This window comes from Pseudomonas veronii (genome assembly GCF_001439695.1).
In the GTDB taxonomy this organism is placed as follows: Bacteria; Pseudomonadota; Gammaproteobacteria; order Pseudomonadales; family Pseudomonadaceae; genus Aquipseudomonas; species Aquipseudomonas veronii.
On the sequence record NZ_JYLL01000035.1, the window covers coordinates 46119 to 65905 of the forward strand.

17 protein-coding genes and 3 pseudogenes are annotated in these 19787 nt (G+C 56.3%); 15 read left to right on the forward strand and 5 right to left on the reverse strand.

All coding sequences use genetic code 11. The features are described 5' to 3' along the window. Nucleotides 1-21: 21 nt before the first annotated feature. Nucleotides 22-345: a ferredoxin FdxA gene (gene fdxA / locus TU80_RS27250; RefSeq protein WP_003222178.1), complete on the forward strand. Its 324-nt coding sequence runs from the start codon at nt 22-24 to the stop codon at nt 343-345. A gap of 498 nt (nt 346-843) precedes the next feature. On the opposite strand, the gene apbC is transcribed toward fdxA, so the two are convergent. Next, the gene (gene apbC, locus TU80_RS27255; RefSeq protein ID WP_046384535.1) at nt 844-1938 is read right to left on the reverse strand and encodes an iron-sulfur cluster carrier protein ApbC; all 1095 of its coding nucleotides are present in this window, start codon (nt 1936-1938) and stop codon (nt 844-846) included. A 171-nt stretch (nt 1939-2109) separates the two neighbouring features. Between apbC and metG the strand changes: the two genes are divergently transcribed. The 8 genes and pseudogenes from metG to TU80_RS27295 all read left to right on the forward strand — a co-directional run bounded on the left by metG (nt 2110) and on the right by TU80_RS27295 (nt 8761). Beyond that, the gene (gene metG, locus TU80_RS27260) at nt 2110-4161 is read left to right on the forward strand and encodes a methionine--tRNA ligase (protein WP_057005818.1); all 2052 of its coding nucleotides are present in this window, start codon (nt 2110-2112) and stop codon (nt 4159-4161) included. Nucleotides 4162-4264: 103 nt separating this feature from the next. Next, nucleotides 4265-4837: an electron transport complex protein RnfA gene (locus TU80_RS27265; RefSeq protein WP_057005819.1), complete on the forward strand. Its 573-nt coding sequence runs from the start codon at nt 4265-4267 to the stop codon at nt 4835-4837. A gap of 17 nt (nt 4838-4854) precedes the next feature. Next, nucleotides 4855-5226, forward strand: a pseudogene (gene rsxB, locus TU80_RS34075) (electron transport complex subunit RsxB); the annotation flags it as partial. A 556-nt stretch (nt 5227-5782) separates the two neighbouring features. Continuing rightward, entirely contained in the window at nt 5783-6742 is a 960-nt protein-coding gene (locus tag TU80_RS27275) for an RnfABCDGE type electron transport complex subunit D (protein WP_057005821.1), read from the forward strand. Beyond that, nucleotides 6739-7323: an RnfABCDGE type electron transport complex subunit G gene (locus TU80_RS27280; RefSeq protein ID WP_057005822.1), complete on the forward strand. Its 585-nt coding sequence runs from the start codon at nt 6739-6741 to the stop codon at nt 7321-7323. Before TU80_RS27275 ends, TU80_RS27280 begins: the two co-directional genes overlap by 4 nt. Next, on the forward strand, nt 7316-7810 hold the full coding sequence (locus TU80_RS27285) for an Rnf-Nqr domain containing protein (RefSeq protein ID WP_057005823.1): 495 nt from the start codon (nt 7316-7318) through the stop codon (nt 7808-7810). Before TU80_RS27280 ends, TU80_RS27285 begins: the two co-directional genes overlap by 8 nt. 25 nt (nt 7811-7835) lie before the next feature. Continuing rightward, nucleotides 7836-8474, forward strand: a complete 639-nt coding sequence (nth, locus tag TU80_RS27290) for an endonuclease III (RefSeq protein ID WP_046384541.1) — start codon at nt 7836-7838, stop codon at nt 8472-8474. Nucleotides 8475-8581: 107 nt separating this feature from the next. Next, a complete protein-coding gene (locus TU80_RS27295) occupies nt 8582-8761 on the forward strand; it encodes a PA3496 family putative envelope integrity protein (RefSeq protein WP_017844628.1) in 180 nt (59 codons plus the stop codon). A gap of 87 nt (nt 8762-8848) precedes the next feature. Here the strand turns inward: TU80_RS27295 and TU80_RS27300 are convergent. After that, a pseudogene (locus TU80_RS27300) lies at nt 8849-9412 on the reverse strand (LuxR C-terminal-related transcriptional regulator); the annotation flags it as partial. Between the two features lie 142 nt (nt 9413-9554). Between TU80_RS27300 and TU80_RS27305 the strand changes: the two are divergent. The 4 genes from TU80_RS27305 to TU80_RS32185 are packed head-to-tail and all read left to right on the forward strand — an operon-like array spanning nt 9555 to nt 14654. After that, nucleotides 9555-10700: a tyrosine-type recombinase/integrase gene (locus tag TU80_RS27305; protein ID WP_057005824.1), complete on the forward strand. Its 1146-nt coding sequence runs from the start codon at nt 9555-9557 to the stop codon at nt 10698-10700. After that, the gene (locus tag TU80_RS27310; RefSeq protein WP_057005825.1) at nt 10700-12379 is read left to right on the forward strand and encodes a hypothetical protein; all 1680 of its coding nucleotides are present in this window, start codon (nt 10700-10702) and stop codon (nt 12377-12379) included. Before TU80_RS27305 ends, TU80_RS27310 begins: the two co-directional genes overlap by 1 nt. Next, nucleotides 12376-14262, forward strand: coding sequence for a site-specific integrase (locus TU80_RS27315; protein ID WP_057005826.1), 1887 nt, complete (start codon nt 12376-12378; stop codon nt 14260-14262). Before TU80_RS27310 ends, TU80_RS27315 begins: the two co-directional genes overlap by 4 nt. Next, entirely contained in the window at nt 14259-14654 is a 396-nt protein-coding gene (locus TU80_RS32185) for a TetR family transcriptional regulator (protein WP_082643904.1), read from the forward strand. The genes TU80_RS27315 and TU80_RS32185 overlap by 4 nt, the downstream gene beginning before the upstream one ends. A 171-nt stretch (nt 14655-14825) precedes the next feature. Here TU80_RS32185 and TU80_RS32830 read toward each other — a convergent pair. The 3 genes and pseudogenes from TU80_RS32830 to TU80_RS27325 all read right to left on the reverse strand — a co-directional run. Next, nucleotides 14826-14903, reverse strand: a pseudogene (locus TU80_RS32830) (DNA-binding response regulator); the annotation flags it as partial. Nucleotides 14904-15515: 612 nt separating this feature from the next. Then, nucleotides 15516-16733, reverse strand: coding sequence for an argininosuccinate synthase (locus TU80_RS27320; RefSeq protein ID WP_017844626.1), 1218 nt, complete (start codon nt 16731-16733; stop codon nt 15516-15518). A gap of 129 nt (nt 16734-16862) precedes the next feature. After that, a complete protein-coding gene (locus tag TU80_RS27325; protein WP_057005827.1) occupies nt 16863-17771 on the reverse strand; it encodes a flagellar protein MotY in 909 nt (302 codons plus the stop codon). A gap of 156 nt (nt 17772-17927) precedes the next feature. Here TU80_RS27325 and pyrC point away from each other — a divergent pair, with 156 nt between their 5' ends. Together pyrC and rnt are read left to right on the forward strand one after the other, a co-directional pair. After that, the gene (gene pyrC, locus TU80_RS27330; RefSeq protein WP_017844624.1) at nt 17928-18974 is read left to right on the forward strand and encodes a dihydroorotase; all 1047 of its coding nucleotides are present in this window, start codon (nt 17928-17930) and stop codon (nt 18972-18974) included. Next, nucleotides 18971-19642 carry a ribonuclease T gene (gene rnt / locus TU80_RS27335; RefSeq protein ID WP_017844623.1) on the forward strand — a complete coding sequence of 224 codons (672 nt, stop codon included), beginning with the start codon at nt 18971-18973 and terminating at the stop codon, nt 19640-19642. Before pyrC ends, rnt begins: the two co-directional genes overlap by 4 nt. The last annotated feature ends 145 nt before the right edge of the window (nt 19643-19787 follow it).

Below are 19787 nucleotides of genomic sequence, written 5' to 3' on the forward strand. Positions count from 1 at the left end.
CGCCTGAGGAGAAAATTAGAAATGACCTTCGTCGTCACCGACAACTGCATCAAGTGCAAATACACCGACTGCGTAGAAGTCTGTCCGGTGGACTGCTTCTACGAAGGCCCGAATTTCCTGGTGATCCACCCGGATGAGTGCATTGACTGCGCCCTGTGTGAACCTGAATGCCCGGCCGTCGCTATTTTCTCCGAGGACGAGGTCCCGGAAGATATGCAGGAATTTATCCAGTTGAACGTCGAACTGGCGGAAATCTGGCCGAACATCACGGAGAAGAAAGAGTCGCTGCCGGATGCGGAAGAGTGGGATGGCGTAAAAGGCAAGATCAAGGATCTCGAGCGCTGACAGCGCCGCAGCCCAACAAAAAAGGCCCCTTGCGGGCCTTTTTTGCGTTCAGGGGCAGGCATTTCACTTTTCTGCAGGCGAAAAAAGGGGCGGTATGACCCGCCCACATTTTTTCCCTAGTCCCTGTATTCCTTTTTCATCATCCTGATGAATCGCATCCTGCGACGTTCCTTCAAACCATCGTTCCTTGATGGCTGTGTCAATCCGTGGACACAGGACTGATAGTAACCAGTTCCCAGGGAAGTACAACGCAACCCAACCCGCCGCCTGCCGAGCTTTCGCTCTCGCGAGCCAATAAATAATTGTTATATTTCAATTGATTAGAAATATGGCCAGACAATTCGCGACGTCCAGGAACGCAAAAAAAACCAAACACTTACGCGAGAGTAAGCAAATGCTTACACGAGCAACTGCGTAAGAGCCTGACAAGCGATACCTGGCCGTTCGGCGGACAAGAAAAAGCCCCGACAATAGCGGGGCTTGTTTCCTACGAATGACTCAGTCGTCGCTGACTGTAATCGTCGGCATGGCCGGTGAAGCCGCTTCTTGCAGGACAATCCGCGCGCCCACGTGACGCGCCAGTTCCTGATAAACCATGGCGATCTGGCCATCAGGCTCGGCCGCCACTGTCGGTTTGCCACCATCGGCCTGTTCGCGAATCACCATCGCCAGCGGCAGCGAGGCCAGCAGTTCGACGCCGTACTGGGTCGCCAACTTCTCGCCGCCCCCCTCACCGAACAGGTGCTCGGCATGGCCACAGTTGGAGCAGATGTGAACCGCCATGTTTTCCACGACGCCCAGCACCGGGATGTTGACCTTGCGGAACATTTCCACGCCTTTCTTCGCGTCCAGCAACGCCAGGTCCTGCGGCGTGGTCACGATCACCGCACCGGCCACCGGGACTTTTTGCGCCAGGGTCAGCTGGATGTCACCGGTGCCTGGCGGCATGTCGATCACCAGGTAGTCCAAATCGCCCCAGGCGGTCTGGGTCACCAGTTGCAGCAAAGCGCCGGAAACCATCGGCCCGCGCCACACCATCGGCGTGTTGTCGTCGGTCAGGAACGCCATGGACATCACTTCCACACCCAGCGACTCGATGGGCACGAACCACTTCTGGTCCTTGATTTTCGGGCGGGTGCCCTCGGCAATGCCGAACATCACGCCCTGGCTCGGGCCGTAGATATCCGCGTCGAGAATCCCCACGCGGGCGCCTTCGCGCGCCAGCGCCAGCGCCAGGTTGGCCGCCGTGGTGGATTTGCCCACGCCGCCCTTGCCGGAGGCCACGGCCACCACATTCTTCACATTGGCCAGGCCGGGGATCTGCGCCTGGGCCTTGTGCGGCGCGATCACACACTGAATGTCGACCTTGGCGGAACGCACGCCGTCGAGGCCTTCGATGGCCATTTGCAGCATCTGCGCCCAGCCGCTCTTGAACAGACCGGCGGCATAGCCCAGTTCCATCCGGACCGACACCTGGTCGCCCTGGATCTCGATGGCGCGGACACAACCGGCACTGACCGGATCCTGGTTCAAATAGGGGTCGGTGTACTGGCGAAGAACGGCTTCCACCGCTGCGCGATTAACGGCGCTCATGGGCTACTCCCGAAAAAGACTGACTGAAACAGGCGGCTATCCTAACCGTTCCAGCGGCTTAACGGCATGCTTTCGCAGGTTGGGAAGATGCTGAAACAGCGCCACGGGGTGAAATATATTTGCCGGCGCTTTATAGTGGCCGACCTCCGTTTCATCGAGTAGCCGAGCCCCATGTCCGAGCCACGCAAGATCCTCGTCACCAGCGCCCTGCCCTATGCCAATGGTTCCATCCATCTTGGCCATATGCTTGAGTACATCCAGACCGACATGTGGGTGCGCTTCCAGAAGCATCGCGGCAATCAATGCATCTATGTCTGCGCGGACGACGCCCACGGTTCGGCCATCATGTTGCGCGCCGAAAAGGAAAGCATCACCCCGGAACAACTGATCGCCAATGTGCAGGCTGAACACAGCGCCGACTTTGCCGAGTTCCTGGTCGACTTCGACAACTTCCATTCGACCCACGCCGACGAAAACCGCGAGCTGTCGAGCCAGATCTACCTGCGGTTGAAGGACGCCGGGCACATTGCCACGCGCTCGATCACGCAGTATTTCGACCCGGAAAAGAAAATGTTCCTGGCCGACCGCTTCATCAAGGGCACCTGCCCGAAATGCGGCACCGAGGACCAGTACGGCGACAACTGCGAAAAATGCGGTGCCACCTACGCCCCCACCGACCTGAAGAACCCCAAGTCAGCGATCTCCGGCGCCACACCGGTGCTCAAGGATTCCCAGCACTTCTTCTTCAAGCTCCCGGATTTCCAGCAGATGCTGCAAACCTGGACGCGCAGCGGCACCCTGCAGGACGCCGTCGCCAACAAGATCGCCGAATGGCTGGATGCCGGGCTGCAACAGTGGGACATTTCCCGCGATGCGCCGTACTTCGGCTTTGAGATCCCAGGCGAGCCGGGCAAGTATTTCTACGTGTGGCTGGACGCCCCGATCGGCTACATGGCCAGCTTCAAGAACCTGTGCAAGCGCACGCCGGAGCTGGACTTCGATGCGTTCTGGGGCAAGGACTCCACCGCCGAGCTGTACCATTTCATCGGCAAGGACATCGTCAACTTCCACGCCCTGTTCTGGCCGGCGATGCTCGAAGGTGCGGGCTACCGCAAGCCGACCGGCATCAACGTACACGGCTACCTGACCGTCAACGGCCAGAAGATGTCCAAGTCCCGTGGCACCTTCATCAAGGCGCGCACCTACCTGGATCACCTGTCGCCGGAATACCTGCGCTACTACTATGCGTCCAAGCTGGGCCGTGGTGTCGACGACCTTGACCTGAACCTGGAAGACTTCGTACAGAAGGTCAACTCGGACCTCGTCGGCAAAGTCGTCAACATCGCCAGCCGTTGCGCCGGTTTCATCCACAAGGGCAATGCCGGTGTGCTGGTGGCCGAGAATGCCGCACCGGAACTGACCGACGCGTTCCTGGCCGCCGCGCCAAGCATCGCCGATGCCTATGAAGCCCGCGACTTTGCCCGCGCCATGCGCGAAATCATGGGCCTGGCCGACCGCGCCAACGCGTGGATCGCCGACAAGGCACCGTGGTCGCTGAACAAGCAGGAAGGCAAGCAGGCGGAAGTCCAGGCCATCTGCGCCACCGGCGTCAACCTGTTCCGCCAGTTGGTGATCTTCCTCAAGCCGGTGCTGCCGTTGCTGGCCGCGGATGCCGAGGCGTTCCTCAACGTCGCGCCGCTGACCTGGAACGACCACGCCAGCTTGCTCAGCAACCATCAATTGAACGAGTTCAAGCCATTGATGACCCGTATCGACCCGGTAAAAGTCCAGGCCATGAGCGACGCGTCGAAAGAAGACCTGGTCGCCAGCCCGACCGACACCGGCGAATCGAACCCGGCTGGCAACGGTGAACTGGTCAAGGACCCGCTGTCCCCGGAGATCGAGTTCGACGCCTTTGCCGCCGTCGACCTGCGGGTTGCGCTGATTCTCAAGGCCGAAGCCGTGGAAGGTGCCGACAAGCTGCTGCGCCTGACCCTCGACATCGGCGACGAGCAACGCAACGTGTTCTCCGGGATCAAGAGCGCTTATCCGGACCCGTCCAAGCTCAATGGTCGCCTGACCATGATGATCGCCAACCTCAAGCCGCGGAAAATGAAGTTCGGTATTTCCGAAGGCATGGTGATGGCGGCCGGCCCCGGCGGCGAAGAAATCTACCTGCTGAGCCCTGACAGCGGCGCCAAGCCGGGTCAACGCATCAAGTAAGCCCTGCAAAACAGCCCTGTCGTCGCGGCGACAGGGCTTTTCAGCTAGTACCCCCTTCTCGCTTGCCGGATAATCAGGCCCTGTTCGCTTAACCGGCATGCCCATGACCGATATGCTCCTCACCCTTGTCAGCGCCGCCCTGATCAACAACCTCGTGTTGCAGATGCCGTTGGCCGTCGACCCGATACTGGCCGCGCATTCACGCTCGCGGGTGCATGCATTGGGGATTGCCACCACCGTGTTGATGGCAGTGAGCGGCGTGCTGGCCTATTTGCTGGATCACTACGTGCTGCAACCGTTGGGGTTGACTGCCCTGCGGCTGTGGGTGTTTTTACCGCTGACCGCGCTGCTGATCCGCCCCGTGCTCGGCGCGCTCATGCGCCTGCGCCCGACGCTGCCGACGGAAGGGTTATGGCCGCTGCTGCTGGGCAACGCCGGGGTACTGGGCGTGGTGTTGCTGGGCATTGAAGATGATGAGGGGCTGGCGCACATGGCGGCACTGAGCGTGGGCGCCGGGCTCGGCTTCTGGCTGGTGCTGAGCCTGTTCAGCGACTTGCGCCAGCGCATCGCCGACAACGACATCCCGCTGCCCTTCCGCGGCCTGCCGGTCGAACTGATCAGCGCCGGGCTGATGGCGGTGGCTTTTCTGGGTTTCAACGCAATGATCAAAGCATGAGCCTGATTCAACGTATCGACGCGCTGCTCCCGCAAACCCAATGCGGCAAGTGCGGGCACCCGGGCTGCAAGCCCTACGCCGAAGGGATCGCCCAAGGCGAAGCCATCAATAAGTGCCCGCCGGGCGGGCAGGAAACGATCGGCGCGCTCGCGCAGTTGCTGAACGTGCCGGTACTGGCACTGGATACCAGCCGCGGCGAAGCGCCACCACAGATTGCCTACATCCGTGAGGCCGAATGCATCGGCTGTACCAAATGCATCCAGGCCTGCCCGGTGGATGCAATTGTCGGCGCGGCCAAATGGATGCACACCGTGATCATCGACGAATGCACCGGTTGCGACCTGTGCGTCGCGCCCTGCCCGGTCGATTGCATCGAGATGCGCCCGCTAGTGGCGGTGCTGCCGATTGTCGGCGGCCTGGCGACCAACGACCACCAGCGCCGCGCGCGCGGCTTGAAGCGAGACCGCGCACGGCGACGCTTTGAGCAACGCAACGCGCGCCTGCAACGGGAAGAAGAACACAAACAGGCCGAACGCCTGGCCCGCGCCAAGCGAGCCGCGCCGTTGGCCGCCGTGCCGATCGATGCGGCGCAGGCAGCCCAGGACGCCGCGATCAAGAAAGCCAAGATCAACGTGGCGATGAGCCGTGCACAGTTGCATAAATCCTTGAAGGCATTCGGGCATCCGCCCACCTTTGAACAGCAGTCGCAACTGATCGTGCTGCAACAACAGTTCGAAGCCGCGGAGCAGGCATTGGCCGCTCTGGAGGTGAACCCCGCGCCTGCAACGCCGGCCCCCGCCAACACCGCCGATCTAAAGCGCGCCAAGATCCAACTGGCAATGCGGCGCGCCGAATTGAAGAAAGCCCAGGATAGGAACGCCGACCCACAGCAACTGGCCGAGGCACACGCCAATCTCGACGCAGCACAGCGCCAGGTGGATGCCCATGGCCACGCTTGAGCCTCAACAGGCCCTGCAACGGGTGTTGCTGGCGACACTGCCGGGTGGGCTGGCAATGTTCTGGCTGTTCGGTTGGGGCGTGTTGATCAATCTGTTGCTGGCGACGGGCTGCGCACTGCTGGTCGATGCGGGCGTGCAACGCCTGCGGGGGGCGCGTGGCGGCGATCTGAGCAGCCTGGTCAGCGCGACCCTGCTCGCCCTGGCACTGCCGCCCTATTGCCCCTGGTGGCTGTGCGTGGCGGCCGTGGCCAGTGGACTGCTGCTGGGCAAGCACCTGTACGGCGGCCAGCGCAACCCCTTCAACCCGGCGATGGTCGGGTATGCGTCGATGCTGGTGGCCTTTCCGCAACTCATGACGCACTGGCCGACCACCCACGGCATGGACCTGCTGGCCGGCGCACAACAGGTATTCGGCCTGCACCGCGACGCGCCCGATGCCTGGGCCCAGGCCACGGCACTGGACGCCCTGCGACTGAACAAAAGCCTGACCATCGATGAACTGTTCGCGCGCAACCCGGCATTTGGGCATGTCGGCGGCAAGGGCAGCGAGTGGGTGAACCTGGCGTTTCTGGCCGGCGGGCTGTGGCTGTTGCGCCAGCGGGTATTCAGTTGGCACGCGCCCTTGGGCATGTTGGGTAGCCTGTTTGTGATCAGCCTGCTGTGCTGGAATGGCTCGGGCTCTGACTCCCACGGCTCGCCGCTGTTTCATCTGCTGACGGGCGCCACGCTTCTCGGCGCATTTTTTATCGTCACCGAGCCGGTCTCCGGCCCCAAAAGCCCCAGGGCCCGGCTGCTGTTCGGGGTGGGCGTGGGCCTGCTGACGTATCTGATTCGCACGTGGGGCGGTTACCCGGACGGTGTAGCCTTTGCGGTGCTGCTGATGAACCTGGCCGTGCCGGCGCTGGAACGCCTGGTGGCCGCGAAACAGCCGGCGGTCAGCCTATGAAGTCGCACAGAGGCGTACTGCTGGCGTTGCTGATCGCTATCGGCGGCGGCACGCTGATCCTGACCCTTCAGCACCTGACTGCCGATCACGCCGCGCGCCAGGCCCTGGCCCTGAAGCGCCAGGCATTGCTCGACCTGCTACCCGCCGACCGTTATGACAATCAGCCGCTGGAGCAACCGCTGCCGATCGCTGCGCAGCCGCTGGAGGAGAGCCAACTGCTGGGTGGCTATCGGGTCAGCCTGTCGGGCCAACCCAGCGCGGTGCTGCTGCGGTTGAGCACCAGCGGCTATGCCGGCCCGATCGAACTGCTGATCGCCATTGACCGCGACGGCAAGCTGCTGGGCATCAAGACCCTGGCGCAATCGGAAACCCCAACCCTGGGCGGGCTTATCAGCCAGCCCGGCAACCCTTGGCTGGCCTCATTCAAGGGGCGTTCGCGCACGGACATGCAAGACTCGACCGTCGATCAAATAGCCGGTGCCACCCTCACCTCTCGAGCGGTGATCAGCGCCACCCATGACGCTTTGCGCTATTTCGACGAGCACCGCTCATCCCTGCTGGAGCCCGACGCCCATGACTAGAGCCGTTGGCCTGGCCAATGCAACGCTGCTGGCACCGTTGCTCGGGGTGACTGACACCCTGCCCAAAGCCCTGAGTTTCCTGGCGTTGTCGGCGCTGACCGTGACGCTCTACGGCCTGGTCATGCGCGCGGTACGCTCGCGCCTGAGCGCGTCCCTGCGGCTGGGTGCCAGCTTGATGGTCGCCGCGACACTGGTCAGTTGTGTGCAGCTACTGTTGCAGGCATTTGCGCTGCCGCTGTATCAGCAGTTGGGCATCTACCTCGCGCTGATCAGCGTGCAATGCGTTGTCCTGGAACACCATGGTTTCTTTGAGGCGGGCCAGCGCAAGGCGCAGCTACGGTTGGTCGGCCTGTTCGCCGCGCTCATGCTCGTCATGGGGTTGTTACGCGCCAGTGCCGCCACCACATTGATGCCGGCCGGGTTTATCCTGCTCGGGTTATTGCTCGCTGGGTTGCAAGCCTGGGCCCATTTTTCACAATCACGCTGACCGCCAGCAAGGAATCGCCTGCCCCATGAACGCCGCAAAACGCCTGGAAATTTTCCGCAGGCTCCACGAAGACAATCCGGAACCCAAAACCGAACTGGCCTACTCCACGCCGTTTGAGTTGCTGATTGCGGTGATTCTCTCGGCCCAATCCACAGACGTCGGCGTCAACAAGGCCACGGCCAAACTGTATCCCGTGGCGAACACGCCGGCAGCGATCCATGCCTTGGGCGTGGAAGGTTTATCCGAATACATCAAGACCATCGGCTTGTACAACAGCAAGGCGAAAAATGTCATCGAGACCTGCCGCCTACTGGTGGAGCGGCATGGCGGCGAAGTGCCGCAAACCCGCGAAGCGCTAGAGGCTTTGCCAGGCGTGGGCCGCAAAACGGCAAACGTTGTGCTCAATACGGCGTTCCGGCAACTGACCATGGCCGTGGACACTCACATTTTCCGGGTGAGCAACCGCACCGGCATTGCCCGCGGCAAGAATGTGGTGGAAGTGGAAAAACAACTGATGAAGTTTGTCCCCAAGCCGTATCTGCTCGATTCGCATCACTGGCTGATCCTTCACGGGCGCTACGTTTGCCAGGCCCGCAAGCCGCGCTGCGGCAGCTGTCGCATCGAAGACCTGTGCGAATACAAGGACAAGACGTCGGACGATTGAGGGATCATAGGTTTTTTCGATCTATCGATTGAAAAAATCTTTTTTACCCGCTCATGGAATATCGTTATAAGGAGCGCCAACGGCAGTCTTAGCCCGGAGTTAACGTTATGAGCACTGGCAAAGAACAACTGGAAGTGGACGATGACCTTGTCGAGTCGGATGACGATGGGCAGGAAGCACCTGTAGAGGTGGCCAAGACCAATCTAAGCAAACGCCGCACCATCGACAACCTTCTGGAAGAGCGACGCTTGCAAAAACAGCTGGCCGATTACGATTTCGACCTCTGATCAGCCGAGAACGGCCGGAAGCCTCCCTCACGGAGGCTTTTTTCTGCCGATTCGCCTGGCTATCCAGCCATGGGGTGGCGCCCTCCTCTAGACCAGGCCATTGCGTTGAGCCAACTCGATCAGATCGACCAGTGAGCGGGCATTGAGCTTGAGCAGCAAGCGTGTCTTATAGGTGCTGACGGTTTTGTTGCTGAGGAACATACCGTCAGCGATCTCCTTGTTGGTTTTGCCGCGCGCCAGTTGCTGCAACACCATCATCTCGCGTCCCGAAAGGCGCTCGACCATGTCGGCCTCGCTGGCGTTGCCCATGGTAGAACGCACCGAATTCAGCGCCTGGTTGGGAAAGTAGCTGTAACCGGACAGCACCGCCTTGATGGCACTCAGCAATTCCGTCAGGTCCTGCTGCTTGCACACGTACCCGGCCGCCCCCGCCTGCATGCAGCGCATGGAGAAATGGCCCGGCGCCTGGGAAGTCAGGACCAGCACCTTGAACGGTGTGGCCTGTTTGGTGGACGACAGCCGGCAGATAACTTCCAGGCCATCGAGTTTGGGAATTCCAATATCCAGTATGACAATGTCCGGCATATGTTCCCGTGCAAGTTGCAACGCATCGACACCGTTATCGGTCTCGGCAACGACCTCATAACCATGTTCTGGGGCTTGCTAACCGTTAGGTGAAATGGCAAGGTGATTCAATATCTTGCCGAGATTGAAGAAACCTAACCCGTGCAAGATCTAAGTTGAGAGCTCTTCGAAAAGGAGAAGCCAATGATTGATGGGGAGTGGACGGGAAATGGAGTTGATATGGGCAAGCGAAGAGTTTGTAATTGCAGGGCGCCCCTATACTGGCTTTCCCATCTTGCTGACCGACGATATGGAGAGCTTCATACCAGCAAACGAGTTCATGCGACACTACTTGCTGAGAGGGGCAATAGGATCTGAGAGGTCTTGGCCAAGTACAGGCCGAGCGATGTATGACTATCTTAGCTTTCTCCAGGCGCATGAGTTGGACTGGCGGGATGTTGATCGAGGCGAAGCTAAAGCCTTGGTAGCTGCATATCGAGACTATTCAAAGAAAGAGTGCGGATTGGCTGTCTCAACGATAAGGCAGCGTTTACATTACATATGCCAGTTTTACCTCTATTCCCTATCCAAAGGCTGGATAAATCGTCTTCCATTTACCACTGAAGAGCGCAAGGTCAAGCGAGAAACTGGTTTCTTAGCACATGTCGACTCTAGTGGTGGAAAAGTCCAAGTCAATGACGTAATGCCACGTAGTCACAAAAGCCTTCCCAAATTTCTTAGCCTCAACCAGGTTCGGGTGTTGGTCGAAGGCGTGAAAAATTCACACCACCGCATGCTCATTAGATTTGCACTGAAAACAGGACTTCGCCGCGAAGAACTGGCAACTTTTCCGCTTGCTTATGTACTCGACCCTGATAAGGCTGGTAGGAGTGAGAGAAATATAAAAATTGTCCTTGACCCGAATGACGGACATGGTATCCGCACCAAAGGAAGCAAGGTGCGAGATATTTACATCAGCAGGGACTTTTTGAGCGAAGTCGTAAAATACGCTCAGGTTTTCAGAGGGGAGCGAAGTTCACTAGCTGCGAAGCCATCGAAAACTTTATTCGTCAATCAGGATGGCCTGCCATTTGCTAGCGATGGAAAAGGCATTGAACGTATTGTTCGTACTTGTGGCAGTAAAGTCGGAATAAAGGTACATCCACACATGTTGCGCCATACCTATGCCACACATACTCTTGTTGTGTTGCAGCGTAGGAAAAGCAACATCGAGCCTCTAGTTTTCTTACAGAGACAGCTTGGGCATAGCTCAATCCAAACAACGATGATCTACCTCCATCTGATAAATGAAATCGCCGACAATGCTATCTTGGCTTATGACGAAGAATTAAATGATAGCATTGAGTCAATCTAATGGCTAAAAAGAAGATATTCGTTAAAACTGATATCAGCATTCCACAGGTAAAACTTACACATAGAAAGGACAACACTTCTCTGGTGTTCGCGGAAGAACTTCCTCCATTAGTACAAGTAGTAATTTTCAGCAGCAACACTACTAAATACAGAAAATTCGATTTTTCACCATGGTATCAGGTAGGCATTGATGAAATCACATATGCATGCCAGATACAAATATCTCGCTTTTTAGCCGGGCAAGATATTGAAGTAGAGACTATAACGGTAACTCAATATTGCCGTTCTGGCCTGAGACCATTCTTGAATTATCTAACGCTTAGGGCTGTAGCACTTGAGCGAGCTTTAACACTTGCCGATTTTAATCGCGGCATGATTGATGGATTCTTAGCCCACCTAGCAGACTTTGGAACAAGCATCAACACTCAAAAGACCACCTATAACGCCGCCAAGACCGTTTTAGCTACGCTCGGCCGACGAGGCGTAGTAGGTATCAGTGATTCTGGTGATGACGCAACCTTCCCAAGAAACCCTTTCCCAAATAGTAACCGGTTTGTTAAAGGTGAAACCTCCCTTTCCAAAAATGAACGAACTAAATTTGCAAATGCCATCAAAACGGCGGTCATGCCAATTTGGGATGACAATTCGGCACTCAACGGTCACTTGCTTGCATGTGCATTTTTAGTTGTCGCATTACATACCGGTAGAAATGCGACGCCTTTGCTTGAGATGTCCAGAGATTGCTTACGGAATCACCCAAAGGATAATAGTGTCTTCTTGGTACTATGGAAGCGTCGTGGACAAAATACAAGTAAAGTCGTTTTGCGTGCCGATAGTAATCAAGAAGGTATATTGGAATCGACCCCCACCTTGACGACCAATATCGAACGCCTTATCCGTCGGATTATATCTCTCACAAGTCCATTGCTGATAGACGCTCCCGACCACGTGCGCGGACGCGTCTGGATTTACTCATCGAATGCCCATCAAAGCAAAGGAAAGGTTTTAGGATTAACGCCGCAGGTCATTGATCGTGCTTTCAAGTTAATCGCCGAAGAGTACGATCTAATCGATGACAACGGAGATCCCTTACGCGTCAATCTCTCTAGACTAAGAAAAACATTCGGAAATCGCATTTTCGAATTGTCCAATGGCGACATCGCAGCAACAGCGGCCGCACTTGGAAACTCTCCGAAGGTTGCTGATGAACATTATTTGAAGCCAGATGAAAACACTAAGAAAAATTGGAAGTTCCTTGGTGAAGTACTTGTACAAGAGCTCCTTTCAAACACCATAGGGGCTACGTACAAAGAAACTCCTATGGGGAAATGCCGCGACATAACCAATGGTCAATACGCCCCCAAGAACGCAGGAGCCACATGCATGAGCTTCCTTAACTGCCTGCGATGTATGCATTATGCAATTACCAGCGACGACCTTTATAAGCTCTTCAGCTTCTACTACAGAATCTACGAAGAGCGAAGCCGTATGGACAAGCGTCGCTGGGGTCGAGAGTACGCTCACATCCCTAGACTCATTGATGATTATATCGTTGCGGAGGGTCTAAAGCGTGGTGTTTTCAAAGCGGCGGCTGTGAATGAAGCCCGTGAGAGGGCACGCATCGCCCCTCATCCTTTTTGGTCTGTAGACCTGATCACCACTTTGGAAATTGTCACGTGAATGTGAAGTCTGTCAGACTAAAGCACGTTGATGACTTTAGCTCTCTACATGATGATATCCGCAATCTGAATATAAATGATCGCGACAAAATTATCATATCTACAACTGTAGTAGATGGCGTTGGCGTAGTAACGTCTAGGTATGGAGATGAACAATGGTATATAAATGGAATACCAAGCAATAAGCCCGCAGCCTTTCGCAAGATCGACTTTCTCACAATGCCCGAATCTTTTCGAAAAGTCTTAAAGGAAATCATTTTTCGCTACATGAGAAGAGGTAGAGCCGGTTTGCCTCGTCCCAAGGGCGGTTCTGTAAAGAATCTATTTGAAAGGTCGAGACGTTTTATCAACCACCTCAACTCGCTGGGAATAACCAGTCTGACTGAAATCTCCCCGCTAGTAATTCATAACTATGTGGCAAAATCACGCGACCATAAGACCTGGAGAGGGAAAAAACTTTCCCCCGGTAGCTTAATTCAGGTTTTTATAGCGGTAGAGGCAGTATATGAACTGAGCCAATTCTCGTCAGAACCGATGCCACTGCATCCATGGCCAGAAACATCGGCATCAGCAATGACAGGATTTGTCGGTAATGGCTCCCGTCATCGTGTGGGAGGAACGACACCATTAATTCCGGACGACATCTTCTGCCGGATATTTGAACGAGCTCATAAAATACTAGAGGGGGGAAACAAGCTTCTCGACGTTAGAGATGCAGGACACATTGAGGGTCGCGAGAGCGATCTCAGTCTCATGACAAGGTGGAAGGCAAAAGGCCGCCGATTGTCAGCAGCTGGCTGGGATAGTACCCAGTCTGATTTAAATAGGAGATTAATCGATCTTCGAACTGCATGCTACATAGTGCTTGCTTCCACTTCAGGCTGCCGCAATCATGAGTTAGCAAATTTATTCTCAGGAGCGCATCACCGCACTGTAGACGAAGGCGGAAATATTTATCACTGGATGCGCTCAAAATCAGAAAAAACCAATGCCGGAGTGATTGACTGGATGATTCCTGACGTTGCTGTCCGTGCGTTGAGAATTATGGAACGCTGGGCTGCACCATACCAAGCATTAGTAAATGCTGAAGTTGTCGATAGAAAAAGAAACGATCCACTAGATCCAGAAATTACCGAGGCAGGGAAGCATCGGCACGCCTTGTTTCTCGGAAAAACTAACTCGAAGGGCAATCAAACTAGGACTCTGTCTCTACGGACTTGGTCCGTCCAGCTTTCAAAATTCGCTAAAGAGACAGGTGTTGATTGGAATTTAACATCTCACCAGTTTCGAAGAAAATTTGCTAACTATGTGGCACATAGCAAATTTGGCGACTTACGCTACTTACGAGACCACTTTGCCCACTGGAGCATGGATATGACTCTAGGTTATGCGATGGATCAAAACTGGGGTGCCCACTTGGATATTGATCTCTTTGAGGAGATTCGGTCCGAACTCGAAGACACAAAGGCTGAGACAGTTGAATCTTGGTTCAATCAGGACATTCTTGGTGGTGGTTATGGTAGATCGATAAAACAATGGCAGAGGAATCCTGAAAACCTTGCCATTTTCAAATCGCCTCAAGCTATGATTATGTCCATTGCTGAAAGCACTTCAATTAGAAGTAACGGTCATGCCTGGTGCACCGCTGACAATGACGGATGTGTTGGCAACACTTTGGAGCGGACACGCTGTGGAGGGTGCAACAATGCAGTTATAAGCCTTGAACAGGCACCGATTTACGAGAAACTTTACAACGAGCTAAACGAATTACGGAATTGCCAAGATATCGGTGAAGGTGGTCGCGCTCGGATATCTAGGGACTTAGATCGATGCCTCCAAGTATTTAAACAACTAAACCATGATTTGGACGACAAACTAGAATGACATCCACACGAAAAAGCGCTGATGCTAGAGAAAAAGATCTCAAACTGGCTATATATCGCATCCAGCGGGGTCGTTCGAAACTTGGTGCCACCACCTTATCCATAGCCTCTGTAGCGCGTGAAGCCGGAGTCTCAACGGCTCTTATACATAATCACTACCCTAATGTAGCTGAGATGATTCGTGACGCCCAAGGACGATCGAGCCGAGCACAAAGAGATGATAAACATCACGACTTAAACGTTGAGCGTGGCAAGAATCAAGAACTACGTAAAGAATTAGAGGGGCTTAGAGCTAAGCTTTCAAGCTTAGCATCAATCAATGAAGTGTTACTTGATGAAAACCGAACCCTCAAGGCTAAGCAGAGAAGTCCCAAAGTCTCGACAATTCGTTAGATATCGGCTCAGCTGGATGGATATTGGAACTCGGCCAAAGTAGCAGCTGCGCTCGTATAGAATCCGGCTGATAGGCCACGCCGAGCAACCTCATTTTTTTAAAAAAAGTTAGAAGCCTGAACCACCCGGTTTTGTTGGTCGAAGCCGCTCCTAACCGTTAGTTCCGCTCCAAAAACCATGACGCTCCATTAGCATGCGCACAGCAAGACGAATGACGGGATGATCATCCACGATCAGCACTTTATTCATGAGAAAGTCCAATTTCGCTGTTCGAATTATTCAGAGCAAGCACAATAGCCTAGTCGTTTCCTAGTTGGCATAGCGTTCCACCCCAAGCAACAGCAAGCAGAGACCCAACCCACAACGAGATAGGAATTAACCTACAAAAAAACACCAACTCAGATGTTTCGAGTTTTATGGAGCCTTTCAGACCTTTCCGGGCTCGCACATATTTTGAGAGAAATATCCGGTGAATAGGGGGGCAACCGTAAACGCAGCGCACACCCGTTTCAGGAAATGCCCCTTGCATGTCGCGACCGCATGGGCCGACAGGTAAAAAAAGCCTGATGATTTCAGTTCCATTCAACATATTTATTTACACCATAAATTTCCTACAGAACTTTCCGCGACTTACATCTACGCCGCACTTTTGTGAGTGAATTTTCTGTAAGACATAGTTCCTACTCAGGTGTAAATAATTCATTCCTCGGCGGGCCAGGCATCAAACTTTCTGAAACGACGAACCTCGATAGACTTTAAACAAACCTAAACAACTTTAAACATCAGGATCGTCGCGCCTTTTTTACAGGCAAAAAAAATGGCCCCTGAACAAGGGGCCACTTTTCATTTCGACGGGAACACTCAGAACAACTTGCGACCCTTGTTGGCCGCAATACGCATGCGCAGTGCATTCAACTTGATGAAGCCTGCTGCGTCCGCCTGGTTGTAGGCGCCGCCATCTTCTTCGAAGGTGGCGATGTTGGCGTCGAACAGCGACTCATCGGACTTGCGACCGGTGACGATCACGTTGCCCTTGTACAGCTTCAGGCGCACAACGCCGTTCACGTGAGCCTGGGAAGCGTCGATCATCTGTTGCAGCATCAGACGCTCAGGGCTCCACCAGTAGCCGGTGTAGATCAGGCTGGCGTACTTGGGCATCAGCTCGTCTTTGAGGTGAGCCACTTCGCGGTCCAGGGTGATCGACTCGATCGCGCGGTGGGCGCGCAGCATGATGGTGCCGCCTGGGGTTTCGTAGCAGCCACGGGACTTCATGCCCACGTAACGGTTCTCGACGATGTCGAGACGGCCGATACCGTGTTCGCCGCCGATACGGTTCAGGGTCGCCAGTACGGTGGCCGGGGTCATCTCGACGCCGTCCAGCGCGACGATGTCGCCGTTGCGGTAGGTCAGTTCCAGGTACTGCGGCTTGTCGGGAGCGTTCTCCGGGGAGACGGTCCAACGCCACATGTCTTCTTCGTGCTCGGTCCAGGTGTCTTCCAGCACGCCGCCTTCATAGGAGATGTGCAGCAGGTTGGCGTCCATCGAGTACGGGGACTTCTTCTTGCCGTGACGCTCGATCGGGATGCCATGCTTTTCAGCGTAATCCATCAGCTTTTCACGGGACAGCAAGTCCCATTCACGCCAAGGGGCAATCACTTTCACGCCCGGCTTGAGGGCATAGGCGCCCAGTTCGAAACGCACCTGGTCGTTGCCTTTGCCGGTGGCGCCATGGGAAATGGCGTCAGCGCCGGTTTCATTGGCGATTTCGATCAGGCGCTTGGCGATCAGCGGACGTGCGATGGAGGTACCCAGCAGGTACTCGCCTTCGTAGACGGTGTTGGCGCGAAACATCGGGAAAACGAAATCGCGGACGAACTCTTCGCGCAGGTCGTCAATGTAGATCTCTTTGACGCCCATGGCTTGCGCCTTGGCGCGTGCAGGTTCGACCTCTTCGCCCTGACCCAGGTCAGCGGTGAAGGTCACCACTTCACAGTTATAAGTATCCTGCAGCCACTTGAGGATCACCGAAGTGTCCAGGCCGCCGGAATACGCGAGAACGACCTTGTTTACGTCGGCCATGCCATCACTCCACGGGGTTTTACGGAAAGGCAACGATTCTACCGATCAAAACCGCGAAATTACAGGGGCGCGACAGCAAATGAAGATAAAGCGACAGATTATGTCGAGCGGGCGACCAATGGTCGCACCTTATGACGTAGCGGCGGGGTTGCTCGGGCCCTTGGCTTGCACCGCCGGTTTCTCGGGGGCAGCCACGCGTTCGAGCTGGATATTGACGCGCCGATTGCGCGCGCGGTTGGCGGCATTGGTATTGGGCGCCAAGGGGTAGCTTTCGCCGTGGAAACGCATGGTGATCTGCGATTCCGGCACGCCGTTGGCCTTGAAGTAGTCCATCACCGCCAATGCGCGACGGCGCGAGACATCGCGATTGGTCAGGCGATTGCCGCTGTTGTCGGAGTGACCGTTCAATTCGATATGGTTGACCGTCGGATCGGCCTTCATGAATTCGACGATCACCGCCAGCTTGCGCTTGGCCGCTGCGTCCAGCTCGATACCGCCACCGGGGAAGCCAACTTCGGTCTGCTTGACCTGATCGTAATTCATCGGCAGCAGCTTGGCGGTACACAGTTGATAGTCGTTGTAGGCTTTGTTGAATTTCACCGGCAACAGACGAATTTCCGAATAGCCGCCTTCGCGCCCGTAATGCCGCACGGTCGGGCTGCGCCCCTCGAGCAGGCCATTGAACAGGCGCCCGGCCTGGGCCTGGGAACTGTTGAACAAGACATCGCCACTGCCGGCACGCACGGCGCCGAGGTTGATATCGCCGCGGCCCGGTTGCCATGGCGCAGCCGCCGCCAGCAGGGTCGCCGATCCTGCGCCGAGCAAGCCGTTAAAGGCTTTCAGACGGAATGTCGCCTGCTCGCCGGCCCGGCGCACGAACTCACCCGAGCCGAAATCGGTGATCGGCTGGGTCAAGCGGCACTCGAATTTGTCGCCCTCCACCTTCCACTCAATATTCTCCAGACGTGTCTGGAACGTGAGGGCCATCGCAGGCAGGCTGGCGAACACACTGAGCAGGGCTAGATAATGCTGGCGCACGGGAGGCTCCACTGGTTTCTACAACACTTCAAAGCGTCATACATCGTTAAGGCATACCAAAGGCTATCGGATGCATCCGGCAAAACTTGATAGCGAGTGCCTGCAAGAGTCTTTTCCGGTAGCATTCCCACCAGATTGACCCGCCTGGAATCCCCAATGTCCGACCGCCTGACCCTGCTGCGTCCCGACGACTGGCATATTCATCTTCGCGATGGTGCTGCGTTGCCCCACACCGTGGCCGATGTTGCGCGCACGTTTGGCCGCGCCATCATCATGCCTAACCTGGTACCTCCGGTGCGTAATGCCGCGCAGGCCGACGCCTATCGCCAGCGCATCCTCGCTGTACGGCCGGCCGGCAGCCGCTTCGAACCGTTGATGGTGCTCTACCTGACCGACCGCACCCAGCCCGACGAAATCCGCGAGGCCAAGGCCAGCGGTTTCGTACACGCCGCCAAGCTGTATCCGGCGGGCGCAACCACCAACTCCGACTCCGGCGTGACCAGCATCGACAAGATCCTGCCGGCGATCGAAGCGATGGCCGAAGTCGGCATGCCGCTGTTGATCCACGGTGAAGTCACCCGCGGCGATGTCGACGTGTTCGATCGCGAGAAGATCTTCATCGACGAGCATATGCGCCGGGTGGTCGAGCTGTTTCCGACCCTCAAGGTGGTGTTCGAACACATCACCACGGCCGATGCGGTGCAGTTCGTCACCGAGGCCTCGGCCAACGTTGGCGCGACCATCACCGCCCATCACCTGCTCTACAACCGCAACCACATGCTGGTGGGCGGGATTCGGCCGCACTTCTATTGCCTGCCGATTCTCAAGCGCAACACCCATCAGGTGGCCCTGCTGGACGCTGCGACCAGCGGCAACCCGAAGTTCTTCCTCGGCACCGACTCCGCGCCCCACGCCCAGCATGCCAAGGAAGCGGCCTGCGGTTGTGCCGGTTGCTACACCGCCTATGCGGCGATCGAGCTGTACGCCGAAGCGTTCGACCAACGCAACGCCCTGGACAAACTCGAAGGCTTCGCCAGCCTCAACGGCCCGCGTTTCTACGGGCTGCCGGCGAATACCGACCGCATCACCCTGGTCCGTGAAGACTGGACTGCCCCCGTCAGCCTGCCGTTTGGCGAGCTGACTGTTATCCCGCTGCGCGCCGGTGAAACACTGCGCTGGCGCCTGCTGGAGGAAAGCAAGTGAGTGAAGACCATTACGATGACGAACACGAGCACAGCGGTGGCGGTTCCCGTCACCCGATGGCCGAGCGGTTTCGCGGCTATCTGCCGGTCGTCATCGACGTAGAAACCGGTGGCTTCAACTGCGCCACCGACGCGCTGCTGGAAATCGCCGCGACCACCATCGGCATGGACGAACAGGGTTTTGTGTTCGCGGAACACACCCACTTCTTCCGCGTCGAGCCGTTCGAAGGCGCCAATATCGAAGCCGCGGCCCTGGAGTTCACCGGGATCAAGCTCGATCACCCACTGCGCATGGCGGTGAGTGAAGAAGCAGCACTGACCGATATCTTCCGTGGCGTGCGCAAGGCGTTGAAGGCCAATGGCTGCAAACGCGCGATCCTGGTGGGGCACAACAGCAGCTTCGACCTGGGCTTCCTGAATGCCGCCGTGGCGCGGCTGGACATGAAGCGCAACCCGTTCCACCCGTTCTCCAGCTTCGACACCGCTACGCTCGCCGGCCTGGCTTATGGCCAGACCGTATTGGCCAAAGCCTGCCAGGCCGCCGGTATCGACTTTGACGGTCGCGAAGCCCACTCGGCGCGCTATGACACCGAAAAGACCGCCGAGCTGTTCTGCGGCATCGTCAACCGTTGGAAACAGATGGGCGGCTGGGAAGACTTCAACGACTGAAGTGGAATCCCGCACATAAAAAATCTATGGTCACCCCCATTTTTGCAATACTGATCAACGGGTGGTGTGGTTGGCTTGCTTAAATCTATCCGGCGTCTGTTTGGGGTATGCCCCAGCGCCACGATGAGAGTCGCGCCTGACGATC